Source organism: Streptomyces sp. MMS24-W38 (assembly GCF_059889265.1).
Genome location: NZ_JCBCPP010000001.1, coordinates 4,598,575 through 4,614,826 on the forward strand (window position 1 = coordinate 4,598,575; position 16,252 = coordinate 4,614,826).

The following is a 16,252-nucleotide window of genomic DNA, read 5'->3' on the forward strand; positions in this document are numbered from 1 at the left end:
GCGGACCACCGTAGACTTCCAGCGTGGCTGGACGGATCAACGACGAGGACGTGAAGGCGGTACGGGACGCGGTCCCGATCGACGCCGTGGTGTCCGAGTACCTCCAGCTGCGCGGCGCCGGCGGTGGCAACCTCAAGGGCCTGTGCCCGTTCCACGACGAGAAGTCGCCGTCCTTCCAGGTGAGCCCGAGCAAGGGCCTCTTCCACTGCTTCGGCTGCCAGGAGGGCGGCGACACCATCACGTTCGTGATGAAGGTCGACCACCTCTCCTTCTCCGAGGCGGTCGAACGCCTGGCCGCCCAGGCCGGCATCACCCTGCGCTACGAGGAGGGCGGGTACAACCCGGCCCACCAGCGCGGCGAGCGCATCCGCCTGGTCGAGGCCCACCGGATCGCCGCCGACTGGTACGTGGAACAGCTCGCGACCTCCCCCGAGGCGGACACCGGCCGCACCTTCCTCGCCGAGCGGGGCTTCGACCAGGAGGCCGCCCGGCACTTCTCCGTCGGCTACAGCCCCCAGGGCTGGGACCACCTCACCCGCTTCCTGCGCGGCAAGGGCTTCACCGACAAGGAACTGCTGCTCTCCGGCCTGTCACAGGAGGGCCGCCGCGGCCCCATCGACCGCTTCCGCGGCCGGCTGATGTGGCCCATCCGCGACATCGGCGGCGAGGTCGTCGGCTTCGGCGCCCGCAAGCTCTACGAGACGGACAACGGGCCCAAGTACCTCAACACCCCCGAGACGGCGATCTACAAGAAGTCCCAGGTGCTGTACGGCATCGACCTGGCGAAGAAGGACATCGCCAAGTCGTCCCGCGCGGTCGTGGTCGAGGGCTACACCGACGTCATGGCCTGCCACCTGGCCGGCGTCACCACCGCCATCGCGACCTGCGGCACCGCCTTCGGCAACGACCACATCAAGATCCTGCGCCGGCTGCTGATGGACAACGGCTCGGCCCGGGTGATCTTCACCTTCGACGGTGACGCGGCCGGCCAGAAGGCGGCCCTGCGCGCCTTCGAGGACGACCAGAAGTTCGCCGCCGAGACCTACATCGCCATCGCGCCCGACGGCATGGACCCCTGCGACCTGCGCCTGGCCAAGGGCGACGAAGCGGTCGCCGACCTCGCCGAACCCCGCACCCCGCTCTTCGAGTTCGCGCTCCGCCACATCGTGAACCGCTACGACCTGGACACCCCGGCCGGCCGCGCCGCCGCCCTCGACGAGGCCGCCCCGGTCGTCGCCCGCATCAAGAACAGCGGCGCCCAGCACGAGGTCGCCGTCCAGCTCGCCGGCATGCTCGGCATCCTCGACACCCAGTTCGTGGTCAAGCGGGTGGCGCAGCTCGCCCGCTGGGCCCGCGACCGCGGCGGCAAGGGCCCCGCCCCCGACCGGCAGCAGCGCGGCGGCGGGGACCCGCAGCAGTACGCCTCCGGCCCGGCACCCGCACTCCCGCGGGGCCCCGCCCTCAACCTCCGCAACCCCGTCTTCGCCACCGAACGGGAACTGCTCAAGCTCGCCCTCCAGCACCCCGCGCTGGTCTCCCCGGCCTTCGACGCCTACGGCGTCGACGAGTTCACCGCCCCGGTCTACGCGGCCGTGCGCCAGGCCGTCCTGGAGGCGGGCGGCGTGGAGTACGGCGCCCAGGACCCGCAGGAGTACCTGATCCGGGTCCGCGACGCCGCTCCCGACGACACCGTCCGAGCCATGGTCACCGAACTCGCCGTCGAGGCGATCATGCTGCACCGGGGCGTCAAGGAGGTCGACGAGAACTACGCGGGCGCCCAACTGGTCACCGTCCGCCGCCGTGCCGTCGAGCGCCGTGTCCGTGAGGTCGCCGGCCGGCTGACCCGCCTCGCCTCCCAGGGCGACCCCGCCGAACTGGCCTCCGTGCAGAACGAACTGTGGGTCCTCCAGCAGTACGACCAGTCCCTGCGCGAGCACGGCGCGGCGGCCCTCTAGGGCCTGTCCGGCGGATCCTGCCGCAGACGCGGGATCCGGCACGCCCTCCCCCCAAGCTCTTCGAGCAAGGGGGGTCCCCATCGCCCCCGCTCACCCGCGCCGACAAGGCACCGTCGATTTCCTGCGACCTGATCCGCCGGACAGGCCCTGGGCGGGATGTGACCGCCGGGTCACCGCGCGGACGCAAAAAGTCATCGCACGCCCCTCGTGGGGACGATGTGTCGTACCCCACACTGGGATGCGGTGCCTGTGTCCTCGGAGCGCGGCCGACCCGTCCTCGACGGGTCCGGGACCCCCGTGGCCCCGCTCATCGCGTACGGGACGGACAGCGGCGAGGCCGCCGACCCCGCTCCCGAAGTACCGCTGCCGCCCTCCCCGGCAGCGATCATCCTGGAGGTCGCCCCCCGTGCAGACCCAGATCCAGAGCCTCACCCAGACCGACACGAGCACGGTCGGCGCGCGGCCGGAGGCGGACGTCCTGGTGGCCGTGCCCGCGCAGAGCCGGGCCGCGCACCACCCCGAGACGGAGCCCGAACCGCCGTCCGCGGCGCTCGGACCGGCCGAGCACGCCGAGCCGGCCCCGTCACCTGCGCGCGCCGAGTCCGGCAGCCCCTCCTCGGACCTGTTCCGCCAGTACCTGCGGGAGATCGGCCGCATCCCCCTGCTCACCGCGGCCGAGGAGGTCGAACTCGCCCGCCGCGTCGAGGCCGGGCTGTTCGCCGAGGAGAAGCTGCGCCGCACCCCCGACCTGGACAGCAGCCTCGCCCTCGACCTGGACCGGCTCGTCGTCATGGGCCGGATGGCCAAGCGGCGGCTGATCGAGGCCAATCTGCGGCTCGTCGTCTCCGTCGCCAAACGGTACGTGGGCCGCGGGCTGACCATGCTGGACCTGGTGCAGGAGGGCAACCTCGGTCTGATCCGGGCCGTGGAGAAGTTCGACTACGCGCGCGGCTACAAGTTCTCCACCTACGCCACCTGGTGGATCCGCCAGGCCATGTCCCGCGCGCTGGCCGACCAGGCCCGCACCATCCGCGTCCCCGTGCACGTCGTCGAGCTCATCAACCGCGTCGTCCGCGTCCAGCGGCGCATGCTGCAGGAACGCGGCTACGAACCGACCGCGAACGAGGTCGCCGACCATCTCGACCTGGCCCCCGAGCGGGTCGGCGAGGTGCTGCGGCTCGCCCAGGAGCCGGTCTCCCTGCACGCCCCGGTGGGCGAGGAGGACGATGTGGCCCTCGGCGACCTCATCGAGGACGGCGACGCCACGAGCCCCGTCGAGTCGGCCGCGTTCCTGCTGCTCAAGGAGCACCTGGAGGCGGTGCTGTCGACGCTGGGGGAGCGGGAGCGCAAGGTCGTCCAGCTGCGGTACGGGCTGGTCGACGGCCGCCCCCGCACCCTGGAGGAGATAGGCCGCATCTTCGGTGTGACGCGGGAACGCATACGCCAGATCGAGTCCAAGACCCTGAACAAGCTCCGCGACCACGCCTTCGCCGACCAACTCCGCGGCTACCTGGACTGACTTTCCTCGCCCCCGCCACCCCTTCCCGTCCCTGGGGGCTGCGCCCCCAGGCCCCCCTTCGGCCCTGCGGGCCTCGTCCTCGAGCGCCGGAGGGGCTGAAATCAGCCCCTCCGGCGCTCGAGGATCGGAGTCCGGGGCGGCGGGGCGAAAGAAGCTCAGTCCACCTCCGCGACCGCCTGCGCGAACTGGGCCTTGTACAGCCGGGCGTACGCCCCGTCCGCGGTCAGCAGCTCCTGATGCGAGCCCTGCTCCACGATCGCGCCGTTCTCCATGACGAGGATCGTGTCCGCGTCCCGGATCGTGGAGAGCCGGTGCGCGATGACGAACGACGTACGCCCGTGCGCCAGTTTGGCCATCGCCTTCTGGATCAGCACCTCGGTACGGGTGTCCACGGAACTCGTCGCCTCGTCCAGCACCAGGATCACCGGATCGGACAGGAACGCCCGCGCGATGGTGATGAGCTGCTTCTCACCCGCGCTGACCCCACCGCCCTCGGCGCCCTCGGCCCCCTCATCGGCGAGCACCGTGTCGTACCCGTCGGGCAGGGTGCGGATGAACCGGTCGGCGTGGGCCGCCCGCGCCGCCTCCTCGATCTCACCGCGGGTGACCTCGCGCGCGGCCCCGTAGGCGATGTTCTCCGCGATGGTGCCGCCGAACAGCCAGGTGTCCTGGAGCACCATGCCGATCCCGGCGCGCAGTTCGTCCCGGGACATGCGCGCTATGTCGACGCCGTCGAGCGTGATGCGCCCGCCGGACACCTCGTAGAACCGCATCAGCAGGTTGACCAGCGTCGTCTTTCCGGCGCCGGTCGGGCCGACGATGGCCACCGTCTGCCCCGGCTCGACCGTCAGCGACAGGTCCTCGATCAGCGGCTTCTCGGGGTCGTAGCGGAACGCCACGTGCTCCAGCGCCACCCGCCCGCGCGGCTCGGCCGGCCTCTCGGCCGGCGAGACGTCGGCCGACTGCTCCTCGGCGTCCAGCAGTTCGAAGACCCGCTCGGCCGACGCGACACCCGACTGCACCAGGTTCGCCATCGAGGCGACCTGCGTCAGCGGCATCGAGAACTGCCGCGAGTACTGGATGAACGCCTGCACGTCACCGATGGACAGCGAACCCGACGCGACCCGCAGCCCGCCGACGACCGCCACCAGCACGTAGTTGAGGTTCGACACGAACATCATCAGCGGCTGCATGATGCCGCTGTTGAACTGCGCCTTGAAACCGGCCTCGTACAGCGCGTCGTTCTGCTCGGCGAACTGCTTCGCCGACTCCTCCTGCCGCCCGAACACCTTCACCAGGGTGTGCCCGGTGTACATCTCCTCGATGTGCGCGTTGAGCGTTCCGGTCGTACGCCACTGCTGCACGAAGTGCGGCTGCGACCGCTTGCCCACGCGGGTGGCGACCACGAACGACAGCGGCACGGTGACCAGCGCGACCAGCGCCAGGATCCAGGAGACGTAGAACATCATCACCAGCACACCGACGATGGTCAGCACCGAGTTGATCAGCTGGCCCATCGTCTGCTGGAGCGTCTGCCCGAGGTTGTCGATGTCGTTGGTCGCCCGGCTCAGCACCTCACCGCGCTGCCGCTTGTCGAAGTACGACAGCGGCAGCCGCGACAGCTTCGCCTGCACGTCCTCGCGCATCCGGTACATGGTGCGGTTCACGGCCCCGTTCACCAGCCGCGTCGCCACCGCCATCAGCAGACCGGCGACCCCGAACACCGCCAGCGCGAGCCCGAGGACACCGCCCACGGCGGTGAAGTCGATGCCGTGGCCCGGGGTGAAGTCGGTGCCGCGGAGCATGTCGGCGACATCGCCCTCACCGCGCGCCCGCATCGCGTCGAGCACCTGCTCCTTGGTGGCCCCGGACGGCATGTCCCGTCCGACGACGCCCTCGAAGACCAGGTCGGTGGCCCGGCCGAGGATCTTCGGCCCGACCACACTGAGGCCCACGCTCAGCACCGTGCAGGCCAGCAGCACACAGAGGGTCAGACGTTCCGGCTTGAACCGGGCGACGAGCCGTCTGCCCGACTCCTTGAAGTTCAGCGACTGCTGGTCGGGGCCGCCCCCGGCCATCATCCGCGCTGCTCCCGCCATCAGGCGGCCTCCGCTTCCGTCAGCTGGGAGAGCACGATCTCCCGGTAGGTCTCGTTGTCCGCCATCAGTTCGTGATGTCGGCCGGTGCCGACGATCCGGCCCTCGTCCAGGACCACGATCCGGTCGGCGTCCCGGATGGTCGCCACCCGCTGGGCGACGATCACCACCGTCGCCTCCGCGGTCTCCTCGGTCAGCGCCGCGCGCAGGGCCGCGTCGGTGGCGTAGTCGAGTGCGGAGAAGGAGTCGTCGAAGAGGTAGATCTCCGGGCGCCGCACCAGCGTCCGCGCGATCGCCAGGCGCTGGCGCTGACCGCCGGACACATTGGTCCCGCCCTGCGCGATCGGCGCGTCGAGCCCGCCCTCCAGCCGCTCGACGAACTCCTTGGCCTGTGCCACCTCCAGCGCGTGCCACAGCTCCGCGTCGGTGGCGTCCGGATCGCCGTACCGCAGGTTGGTCGCCACCGTCCCCGCGAACAGGTACGGCTTCTGCGGCACCATCCCCACCGTCCTCGCCAGCAGCGCCGGGTCGAGGTCCGCGACGGGCACGCCGTTCACCAGCACCTCGCCCTCGGTCGCGTCGAACAGCCGGGGGACCAGCCCGAGCAGGGTGGACTTGCCGCTGCCGGTCGAACCGATGACGGCGGTGACCTCACCGGGACGGGCCACCAGGTCGACCGACTTCAGCACCGGCTCCTCGGCCCCCGGATAGGAGAAGCCGCCGCCCCGGATCTCCAGACGACCGTGCCGCCGCAGCTCGGTGACGGGCTCGGTGGGCGGCACCACACTCGAGGAGGTGTCCAGCACCTCCTGGATCCGCTCCGCGCACACCTCGGCCCGCGGCACCATCATGAACATGAAGGTGGCCATCATCACCGACATGACGATCTGCATCAGATAGGCGAGGAACGCGGTCAGATCACCGATCTGCATCCCGCCGCTGTCGATCCGGTGCGCACCGAACCACACCACCGCGATCGACGACAGGTTCACCACCGTCATCACCACGGGGAACATCAGCGCCAGCAGATTACCGGCGCCCAGCGACACCTCGGTCAGCTCGGCGTTGGCCTTCTCGAACCGCCGCTGCTCGTACGCGTCCCGGACGAACGCCCGGATCACCCGGTTACCGGTGATCTGCTCGCGCAGCACCCGGTTCACCGTGTCGAGCCGCTCCTGCATGGCCCGGAACAGCGGACGCAGCCGCCGGACGATCAGCGTCACGCAGATCCCCAGCACCGGCACCACCGCCACCAGCACCCCGGACAGCGGAACGTCCAGACCGAGCGCCATCACGATGCCGCCCACACACATGATCGGTGCCGACACCATCAGGGTGAACGACATCAGCACCAGCATCTGCACCTGCTGGACGTCGTTCGTCGTACGGGTGATCAGCGAGGGCGCGCCGAAGTGACCGAGCTCACGCGCGGAGAACGACTGCACCCGGTCGAACACGGCCTCCCGCACGTCCCGTCCCAGGGCCGCGGCGGTCCGGGCGCCGTAGTACACGGCACCGATGTTGCAGACGACCTGGGTCAGCGAGATGCCGATCATCAGGGCGCCGGCGGACAGGATGTAACCGGTGTCCCCCTTGACGACACCGTCGTCGATGATGTCGGCGTTGAGGGTGGGCAGGTAGAGCGTGGCGCAGGTCTGCAGGAACTGCAGCAGCACCAGGAGGACGATGGGTCTCTTGTACGGCCTGAGGCAGGTCCGTAGAAGTCGTATGAGCACGCTGAATCTCTCGAGTGGTCGGCGGGAGCGATCGGTTGCCCCTGGCCCCTATCGTCGGACACCCCACCGGCGTTACCTCAAGTGAATTTAATCCGCCACGCGCGCTCATGAGCGTCATGACGCGAACCTCATGACGCTCATGACGCGGACCTCCGGCCCGCGTTCAGGTCCGGAACGCCCCCGGGTGGGTCTGCTCGCGCACCGACACGAACTGCTGGCGCACCGCCTGTCCCACCGCCAGGTCCTCGCCGGGCTCCAGCACCTGCGCCGCCGCGCCCTGCCAGAGCGGCGGCGTACGCGGGTCGAGGGTGCCCTGGGACACCCCGAGTGCCCAGGCCGCCTGCCGGGCGGAGCCGATCGCCGCGTAGTCCGCGGGCTGCGGCACCACCACCTGCGCCCCGAACAGCGCGGGCGCCGCCGCCTGCACCGCGGGCAGTTCCGCGGCCTGCCCCAGCAGGAACACCCGCCGGACCTCCACGCCCCGGCCGCGCAGGACGTCCAGTGCGTCCGCGAGCCCGCACAGCATGCCTTCGAACGCGGCCCGCGCCAGGTGCTCCGGCTTCATCGACTCCCGCCGCAGCCCCACCAGGGTCCCGGCGGTGTGCGGCAGGTTCGGCGTCCGCTCGCCCTCCAGGTAGGGCAGCAGCACCAGCCCGTGCGAACCCGGTGTCGACTTCATCGCCAGGTCGGACAGGCTCTCCAGATCGGGCAGCCCGAGCAGCTCCGCCGTCCCGCGCAGGGTCCGTACGGCGTTCAGCGTGGTGACGACCGGCAGATGCATCCCGGTGGCGTCCGCCAGCGCGGTGATCATGCCGTTGGGGTCGTAGAGGGCCTCGGGGTGGACGGCCATGACGGACCCGGAGGCGCCCAGCGAGACGACCGCGTCGCCCAGCCCGATCCCGAGCCCGAACGCCGCCGCCATCGTCTCCCCGGTGCCGGCCGAGATCAGCAGCCCCTCCGGCGTCGCGCCGGCGGCGTCGGCCGGGCCGATCACCTCCGGCAGCATGGTCTGGTGCCCGAGCGCCAGCTCCACGAGGTCGGGCCGGTAACCGCCGGTCGCCGCCGCCCAGTAGCCGGTGCCGGAGGCCCCGCCCCGGTCGGTGGTCCGGCGCACCGGACGGCCGAGGAGCTGCCACACCAGCCAGTCGTGCGCCTGCAGCAGCACGGCGGTGCGCGCCGCGTTCTCGGGCTCGGTACGGGCCAGCCAGCGCAGCTTGGTCACCGGGTGCGCGGCCTGCGGCACACACCCCACCGCCTGCGCCCACGCCTCCCGGCCGCCCAGCGCGTCGATCAGATCGGCCGCGGCGACCTGGGTCCGCTTGTCGGCGCCGACCATGGCGGGCCGCACGGTGTTGCCCTGGGCGTCCAGCGGCACCAGCGCGTTCGCCTGCGCGGAGACCCCGATGGCCTGCACACCCTCCAGCAGCCCGCCGCCCGCCGCCTCGCCCAGCGAGTACAGCCAGGCCTGCGGGTCGACGTCGGACGGACGGCCCGTGCTCTGGGGGTTCTCCACCGGATGCGGCGCGTACCCCTGTTTGAGCACGGTTCCGGTGTCCGCGTCACAGACGACGATACGAGTGAAATCGGGCGCACTGTCCAACCCGGCGACTATCCCCATGGCCGAAATTCTGCCGTACTCGGCGACATCACGGCTCAGGACCCGTGCCGCACCGCGCGACCCTAGGTGTTACTGGTGCCCCAGTCGTCCTCGTCGGCGCCCTGCGCGGTGCGCTCGCGCAGGGCGCGTACCCGCTGCGCCACGGAGTCGGGCATCCGGTCCCCGACCTTGTCGCTCACCACGTGGTAAGCCTTGCCCGCGATGTCGCGGCCCTGCTGCGCCGCGGTCTCCGCGGTGTTGCGCACGGCGGGGTTCTGCGCGAACTGCCGCGCGGACTTCTTCAACTGCTCGTAGCGTTCGCGCCCGGCCCTCGTGCCCAGCACGTAACCCAGGACGACTCCGGCGACGAACGTGAGCCGGTAACGCATGGCGGCCACCCTTCCCTCGTGTAGGACTGTGTGCGGGACGGCACGGGTCTTCGGCGCGGCGACGACGCCGGGGAGTACCGATTGGCAAAGCACCCCCCTGCTTGCGCTAATGTATGTGTCGCAGCGAGCGCGCGCCCTCTGGCGGATACCCAGGGAGGTGCGTTCGATGCAACGAGGCATTCCTCCGTAGCTCAATTGGCAGAGCAGCCGGCTGTTAACCGGCAGGTTACTGGTTCGAGTCCAGTCGGGGGAGCTCGGTCCTCCGTAGCTCAATTGGCAGAGCAGCCGGCTGTTAACCGGCAGGTTACTGGTTCGAGTCCAGTCGGGGGAGCATGCTGAACGAGGACCCCTCAGGGGGTCCTTTTTCATGCTGTTTCATGCCTGTTCGCTGCCCGGGGGAACCGTGCGGGACTGGAAGCAGTCCTCATGGTCACGAAGGCCGTGCCTAGTCGATCATTGAGGCAGGAGATCGTATGAGCGGCTATGCTGCGGCAGACGGCACGCACACCTGTGCGCGACACGCCGCTATGGGGCGGTAGCTCAGCCGGTTAGAGCAACGGACTCATAATCCGTCGGCCGTGGGTTCGAGTCCCACCCGCCCCACCAGGACGCTTCACCGTAGGACGGTTCTCACCTGCGACTGAAGCCGAAACCTCGCCGGGCAGGGCGTCCGCCGAGAGCGGTAAAGATTATTTGCTCGCTCGAAGTGCAGATGCCGCTTTCCGGTGCCTGGAGACGCAGCTCCGGCCGCGAGGCGCCCGTCCCGGCCGTGAGGGACAGAGAACGACGGCCGCGACCCGCGGCGGCCTGGACGGTTCGGTGCTCTACTCCGATCATCGAGCCCAGTACGGCTCCCGGGCCTTCGCCGACCTCTGCGACCGGCTCGGGGCACCAGGTCGATGGGTGCGGTCGGCACCAGCGCGGACAACACGGTGCGCCATCGACGCACTCACCGGTACGGGAACGGCGGGAACCCACTGTGTGTTCGTACTGCTTCACCGCACAGTCGCCCGAGTGGGGTTCTGCCATGAAGAACGCGCGACTGCAGGCGCCCTGCCTGCGGCTGGCGGGTCAGCTCTGTGGGTACTGCCGCCAGGGCTGAGGGGCCGTTGGTCTCCCGGCCATGACTGACTACATGCAGATCTCGACCGCCACGTCCGCCCGCGATTAAGCCGTCAGCTTGGCCCAAGGGGCAGTCAAAGCGCGGCTCGCTGCAGGTTCGCAGATCATCGGCCCCGTCACGTCGGTGTCTCAAGGAGTTCACCCGGCCGGGAGCGGGACCGGACGTGCCGGTCCAGGAGTACGCGCACCTGCCCGAGGATGCCGGGTTTGCCGCGTTCGCGGAGCCGATGGCCGTGGACGGCTTCCGGTTTCTGTACGGGCACATGAAAGCCGGGACGGTGGGGCCCGTCCTCACCGTGCTGCGTGACGGCCGGGGGGCCGGTGCGATCGGCCCCATGGAGACGATGACTGACGATGTCGGGCGGGCGCGGCTGATGCCGCAGTATTTCGGCGTTCTGCCGGAGCACCGCGGGCGCGGCCACGGGCGGGCCCTGTGGTGCGCGGCGATGCGGTGGGGGGATGAGCACGGCGCGGCGTATCAGCTCCTCCGGACGGAGGTGGGGGCGTGTCTGACCGGCTGTGTGCGACGGAGAACCTGACGTCCCTCGGGTACGTGCAGCAACGGGACTGTGCCTGACGAGGTACAGGGAAGGGTCTGGGGCCGCGGTGACGGCCACCACGGAGACCGTGGTGGCCGTCACCGCGGCCCCAGACCGAGGTCGAGTAGCCCTGGAGCAGCCTGGTGGGTCATTGCCGGGGCGCGGCGGAGGGGGCCGGGCAGGGGATGGGCGGGTTCGGCCTCATGGGGTCCGCTGCTCACCGAGGATGGCCGAGTCGAGCAGTTCCTCGGCCTCCCCGTCGGACAGTGAGAGCGCCAGTGCGAGTTCTGCGAGGACCGGCTGGCGGGCGTGCTTGAGCATGTCCTTCTCCGCCGAGGAGAGCCCGCGCTCCTCCTCACGTCGCACGAGGTCGCGAACGACGCCGGCGGTGAGCAGGGGGTCGCCGACCCGGAGCTTCTCGCCGTTGGCCTTGAACCGACGAGACCAGATCTCCTCCTGCTCACCTGTGGGAGCCCTCAGGACGTCGAGCAGTTCCTGTACCTGTGTCGCGGCGTAGACCGATCGCAGTCCCACCTCGTCGGCCTTCTCGACCGGAACGGCGATGTGCAGGTCGGTCCGGTGGATCTGGAACTGGACGTAACGCCTGCTCCTGCCGTTGACCGAGCGGTCGAGGATTTCGGTGACGGTGGCCGGGCCGTGGTGGGGATGGATGAGTGTCTGCCCCTCGGAGAACTGCATGTCGTTCAGCCTTCGCTGTGCGTGCGGCGCCGCGCTCGGCCGCGTCCGAGCGTGATGCAGGGTGCGTACGGCCGTCCCACCGCTCGGTCCCGACCGCGGACGGCAGGTGACGGGCAAGTGTGGGAGCGCAGAGATCGGCGCGGTCATACGGATGAGCGCGCAAAGCCTCTGCGAACCAGCTCTTCCATTTTCCCACCACATCGCGCGTGGCTCTGGATGTAATTCCGGTCACATCCTCGGGAGCGCGCCAGGTCGAAAGATGGGCCCGGGCAAGGCGTAGGTGTCAGCTGAATGACATGGCAATCTGCTTTGTGGTGTCTGTGCGCTGAATGCTCCTGCGGCGCTCTCCTGATAATGTGTAAGCGACACGCATATCGATGAGATGCGCCTCGCTGCACGCACGTGCATGCGCGATTTCCCTCCTCCGCGTCGGGACCCGCTGTCATGTCCTCCGGGCGACAGTCGTGCGGAGCGAAGAGTGAGAAGTGTGGTTGCGCATGGCTGACAAGAGCAAAGCGCTGGATCTTGTACTGGCGCAGATCGAACGGCAATTCGGCAAGGGCGCGGTCATGCGCATGGGTGACCGGACGAACGAGCCCATCGAGGTCATCCCCACCGGGTCGACCGCGCTCGACGTGGCCCTCGGCGTGGGCGGTCTGCCGCGCGGGCGGGTGGTGGAGATCTACGGTCCGGAGTCCTCCGGCAAGACGACCCTGACCCTGCACGCGGTGGCCAACGCGCAGAGGGCCGGCGGCCAGGTCGCCTTCGTGGACGCGGAGCACGCCCTGGACCCCGAGTACGCGAAGAAGCTCGGCGTCGACATCGACAACCTGATCCTGTCCCAGCCGGACAACGGCGAGCAGGCGCTGGAGATCGTGGACATGCTGGTCCGCTCCGGTGCCCTCGACCTCATCGTGATCGACTCCGTCGCGGCGCTGGTGCCGCGCGCGGAGATCGAGGGTGAGATGGGCGATTCCCACGTGGGTCTGCAGGCCCGGCTGATGAGCCAGGCGCTGCGGAAGATCACCAGTGCGCTCAACCAGTCGAAGACCACGGCGATCTTCATCAACCAGCTCCGCGAGAAGATCGGCGTGATGTTCGGCTCCCCGGAGACCACCACCGGTGGCCGGGCGCTGAAGTTCTACGCCTCGGTGCGCATCGACATCCGCCGGATCGAGACCCTCAAGGACGGCACCGAGGCGGTCGGCAACCGTACCCGCTGCAAGGTCGTCAAGAACAAGGTGGCGCCGCCCTTCAAGCAGGCCGAGTTCGACATCCTCTACGGTCAGGGCATCAGCCGGGAGGGCGGCCTGATCGACATGGGCGTGGAGCACGGCTTCGTCCGCAAGGCCGGTGCCTGGTACACCTACGAGGGCGACCAGCTCGGTCAGGGCAAGGAGAACGCCCGCAACTTCCTCAAGGACAACCCCGACCTCGCCGACGAGATCGAGAAGAAGATCCTGGAGAAGCTCGGCGTCGGCGTGCGGCCCGAGGAGCCGGCCGCCGAGCAGGGCACGGACGCCCCGCCGCACCGCGCCGAGGTCGCAGCAGAAGAGCAACCGAACGGCGCGCAAACCGCCGAAGGGCTCATTCCATAAGAGGTCAAGTGTCACTCGTGCTTTCTTCCCGCCGCTTTTCAAGCTGACTCAGATTCCCTCTGTGCAGGCGATGGACTTCTCCGTCAAGGGCGATTTTTGTCACATCGAAATGATGCTGAACAGCGAGTCCGGCGTGTAGCGACACGGTGTTACGGTTGGTTTCGGATGGTTCTCGACACCGTTTGAGGTTGGCGAAGTGAGAAATCGGTTCGCTGTCAAGAGAGTGCGTCGGTGAAATCTCCGTGACGTGTTCGTCGAACTGCCTCGAGATGGGCTTGTTGCTTTCCCGGGTATATCCGGATCCGGAAAGTCGAGTCTGGCGTTCGATGTCATATTCGCCGAGGGGAAGCGACTTTATGTCGAATTCCTCTCCGCGCCGGACGGTATGTGAAATCCCTGGAAGCACCGACTTCGGCGACCTCATCATGGACAGCGACTCGCCCTCCCCCTGGGACGTGGTCACCTTCGGCCTTCTCCAGCAAGCCGTCCAGACCGTCCTGACGGAGATGACCCCGCGCGAGGCCGGCATCATCTCCCTGCGCTACGGGCTCCTGGGCGGCAGTCCCCGGACCCTGGAGGAGATCGGCAGTATCTACGGTGTGACACGCGAACGCATACGCCAGATCGAGGCCAAGACGATGAGCAAGCTGCGCCACCCGTCACGCTCGCACGCGCTGCGGGACTATCTCACTGACGACTGACGACTGACGACTGACGACTGACGGGTGCCGGTGGGCGCGCTCTCCTGATCCGTCATCACAACCGAGGTCCCGGCTCAGGGCAGGTGGCGGGCGAGGGCCGTGGCCAGGGCCTCCCGTACCTCCTCCGGAGGGCGGGGGCCCGTCCGGCCGGCACCGGCGGTGACGGCCGCGGCGACCGTGCGGAGCCCGGTGCCGGACAGTCGGGACGCCTCCCGCAGGACGCGCCAGGCGGTGTCCGAGCTGCAGCCGTGGGAGGCCATGAGGATGCCGCGGGCCCGGTCGATCACCGGCCGGGCGGCGATGGCCTGCCGGAGTTGCTCGACCTCCTCCTTCGTCATGCGCGCCCGGTCCGTCCCGTGCGGGGCCGGGGTGGAGGGCGCGGGAGCGCCGCCGCGGCGCGGGGGCCGCAGCGGGTCGGTGGTGTCCAGGCCGACGAGTTCCAGGAGGCGGCGCGGCTGACCGTTCCAGCGGGTGGCCGTGACCGGCACCGACCGCCGGCGGCCGTGGTCGCGCAGCACGTCCAGGAACCGCAGACCCGCCGTGTCCATGAAGCGCACCCCGCTCATGTCCAGGTCGACCCGGGCCGTGCGGGCGGGCAGCTGGGCCAGCTTCTCGGCGAGGGTGTCCGCGCATCCCCGGACGAGTTCACCGCGCGGGGTGAGCAGGGCCCGGTCGGCATCCATGCGCCCGCCGATGACCAGGACGTCGTGCCGTCCGGAGGAAGGGGATGGTGCCGCGGAGGTCATGTCACCGCCTCGTCGGTACCCGTACGTGGCCGGGCGTCGGGTTCGGTCGCCGTGGACCGGGCGGCGGGCAGTGCGGGGTCCGGGCTGCGCTCGCGGATGCGCCTGCCCGCTGTGCGACGTCCTACACCCCCCTCTCTTCGAACCGGCGTGATCCCGGCGGCACGGGGCGGTGACCGGGTGCGGTCGTGCACCGGGGCGACAGCGCGCGTGGCCGCACCTTGACCCCGGCGCCGGGTCGGCGGGCGCGGGGCGGGGCGGGCTTCCGTGCGGTCGGCCGCGCCGTGCGGCGGGCTGTGGGCAGGCGGCCGCGGGCCGTGCGGTGGGTGGGGTTCCGGTCCTCCGGGCGGCTCCGGTGACGTTCGCCGCCCGCACCGGCTGCCGGAACCGCGTGCCCGGCTCAGGTGGCCAGTGGGTCCAGGACCAGGGGGGCGATCTTGCCCTCGAGCATGGCGCCCAGGCCCTGGACGGCGCAGATGTCCGGCCGCTCGGCGATGTGGACGGGCATGCCCGTCGCCTGCCGCAGCATCTGGTCGAAACCCGGCAGCAGGGCGCTTCCGCCGACCATCATGATCCCGCGGTCGGCGAGGTCGGCGACCAGGTCGGGCGGGCAGCCCCGCAGCACCTTGCCGATCCCGTCCAGCACCGCGGTCAGCGGGGTCTGGATGGCGTGCCGCACGGCGGCCGTGTCGACCTTGACCGAGCGGGCCAGGCCGGTGGCGACGTCCCGGCCGTGGATCTCCGTCGACTCCGGGCCTTGCGGGGTGAGCCCGTTGCCGGACAGGGCCAGCTGCAACGGCCGTACGGACTGGCTCGGCAGCATCAGTTCGTGCTGGTGGCGCAGGTGCTGGACGATGGCGTTGTCCACGGCGTCACCGCCGACCGGCATGCGCTCGGCCGTCACGATCGACCCGAGGGAGAGCACGGCCACCTGCGTGGTCGCCGCTCCGCACACCAGGATCATGGTCGCCTCGGGACGTTCCACCGGCAGCCCGCAGCCGACGGCGGCGGCGATGAGCGTGTCGACCAGCTCCACCCGGCGCGCGCCCAGCCCCACCAGGGTCTCGATCGTGGCGCGCTGGGCGAGCGGATCGGCGTCGTGCGGGGTGCAGGCGGCGGCGCGCAGGCCCGGCCTGCGGCGCAGCGTGCGGCGGACCCTGTCGCCGAGCAGATGGCGCAGCATCCGCTGCGCCATCTCGATGTCGACTACGGTGCCGCCGGAGACGGGCCGTACGACGCGGATGTAACCCGGCGTCCGTCCCGTCATCCGCTCCGCGAGTTCCCCGACCGCGATCAGCGCGCCGCTGCGGGTGTTCACGGCAGCGGCGGACGGCTGGTCGACCACGAGACCGGCACCCTTGACGTAGACCCGGGTACGGGCCGCTCCCAGGTCGACGGCGAAGTGGCAGCGGCGCAACTGCTCCAGACTGGCGGTCACGGCAGATCCTCCCGAGTGCGCGGTCCTGCGGGCCGCCCGGCGGCGGACCTCATGACCATCCTGCGCGGTTTCAGGGGATTTCACCCGTTATGGGGGGCCGGTCGGGGGGCCGCCGAACGG

At 70.2% G+C, this 16,252-nt stretch carries 10 protein-coding genes, 3 tRNA genes and 2 pseudogenes; 8 read left to right on the top strand and 7 right to left on the bottom strand.

The features are described 5' to 3' along the window. The first annotated feature begins 23 nt into the window (after window positions 1-23). A complete protein-coding gene (gene dnaG, locus AC6F7H_RS19850) occupies window positions 24-1,955 on the top strand; it encodes a DNA primase (RefSeq protein ID WP_500758277.1) in 1,932 nt (643 codons plus the stop codon). A gap of 243 nt (window positions 1,956-2,198) precedes the next feature. Beyond that, window positions 2,199-3,474, top strand: a pseudogene (locus AC6F7H_RS19855) (RNA polymerase sigma factor). 155 nt (window positions 3,475-3,629) lie between these two features. On the opposite strand, the gene AC6F7H_RS19860 reads toward AC6F7H_RS19855, so the two are convergent. From AC6F7H_RS19860 to AC6F7H_RS19875, 4 genes are all read right to left on the bottom strand, one after another. Next, the gene (locus AC6F7H_RS19860) at window positions 3,630-5,573 is read right to left on the bottom strand and encodes an ABC transporter ATP-binding protein (protein ID WP_500758278.1); all 1,944 of its coding nucleotides are present in this window, start codon (window positions 5,571-5,573) and stop codon (window positions 3,630-3,632) included. Continuing rightward, window positions 5,573-7,306, bottom strand: coding sequence for an ABC transporter ATP-binding protein (locus AC6F7H_RS19865; protein WP_500758279.1), 1,734 nt, complete (start codon window positions 7,304-7,306; stop codon window positions 5,573-5,575). The genes AC6F7H_RS19860 and AC6F7H_RS19865 overlap by 1 nt, the downstream gene beginning before the upstream one ends. 163 nt (window positions 7,307-7,469) lie before the next feature. Further along, window positions 7,470-8,924 (bottom strand): xylulokinase, encoded by a 1,455-nt coding sequence (locus tag AC6F7H_RS19870; RefSeq protein WP_500758280.1) that lies wholly within the window; start codon window positions 8,922-8,924, stop codon window positions 7,470-7,472. A 62-nt stretch (window positions 8,925-8,986) separates the two neighbouring features. Next, window positions 8,987-9,292, bottom strand: a complete 306-nt coding sequence (locus tag AC6F7H_RS19875; RefSeq protein ID WP_500758281.1) for a YtxH domain-containing protein — start codon at window positions 9,290-9,292, stop codon at window positions 8,987-8,989. 180 nt (window positions 9,293-9,472) lie between these two features. Here AC6F7H_RS19875 and AC6F7H_RS19880 point away from each other — a divergent pair. From AC6F7H_RS19880 to AC6F7H_RS19895, 4 genes are all read left to right on the top strand, one after another. Further along, window positions 9,473-9,545 (top strand) — tRNA-Asn (locus AC6F7H_RS19880). Window positions 9,546-9,550: 5 nt separating this feature from the next. Further along, window positions 9,551-9,623: transfer RNA gene (locus tag AC6F7H_RS19885), tRNA-Asn, on the top strand. A gap of 198 nt (window positions 9,624-9,821) precedes the next feature. Then, window positions 9,822-9,898, top strand: a tRNA-Ile gene (locus AC6F7H_RS19890). Between the two features lie 680 nt (window positions 9,899-10,578). Continuing rightward, window positions 10,579-10,953, top strand: coding sequence for a GNAT family N-acetyltransferase (locus AC6F7H_RS19895; protein WP_500758282.1), 375 nt, complete (start codon window positions 10,579-10,581; stop codon window positions 10,951-10,953). Between the two features lie 201 nt (window positions 10,954-11,154). On the opposite strand, the gene AC6F7H_RS19900 is transcribed toward AC6F7H_RS19895, so the two are convergent. Beyond that, window positions 11,155-11,652: a CarD family transcriptional regulator gene (locus tag AC6F7H_RS19900; protein ID WP_500758283.1), complete on the bottom strand. Its 498-nt coding sequence runs from the start codon at window positions 11,650-11,652 to the stop codon at window positions 11,155-11,157. A gap of 497 nt (window positions 11,653-12,149) precedes the next feature. On the opposite strand from AC6F7H_RS19900, the gene recA reads away from it, so the two are divergent. Together recA and AC6F7H_RS19910 are read left to right on the top strand one after the other, a co-directional pair. Continuing rightward, window positions 12,150-13,250: a recombinase RecA gene (gene recA / locus AC6F7H_RS19905; RefSeq protein WP_500758284.1), complete on the top strand. Its 1,101-nt coding sequence runs from the start codon at window positions 12,150-12,152 to the stop codon at window positions 13,248-13,250. A 398-nt stretch (window positions 13,251-13,648) separates the two neighbouring features. Further along, window positions 13,649-13,951, top strand: a pseudogene (locus AC6F7H_RS19910) (sigma factor-like helix-turn-helix DNA-binding protein); the annotation flags it as partial. A gap of 74 nt (window positions 13,952-14,025) precedes the next feature. Here the strand turns inward: AC6F7H_RS19910 and AC6F7H_RS19915 are convergent. Next, entirely contained in the window at window positions 14,026-14,697 is a 672-nt protein-coding gene (locus tag AC6F7H_RS19915) for an ANTAR domain-containing protein (RefSeq protein ID WP_500758285.1), read from the bottom strand. Between the two features lie 397 nt (window positions 14,698-15,094). Then, window positions 15,095-16,132, bottom strand: coding sequence for a rod shape-determining protein (locus AC6F7H_RS19920; RefSeq protein ID WP_500758286.1), 1,038 nt, complete (start codon window positions 16,130-16,132; stop codon window positions 15,095-15,097). Window positions 16,133-16,252: the final 120 nt, after the last annotated feature.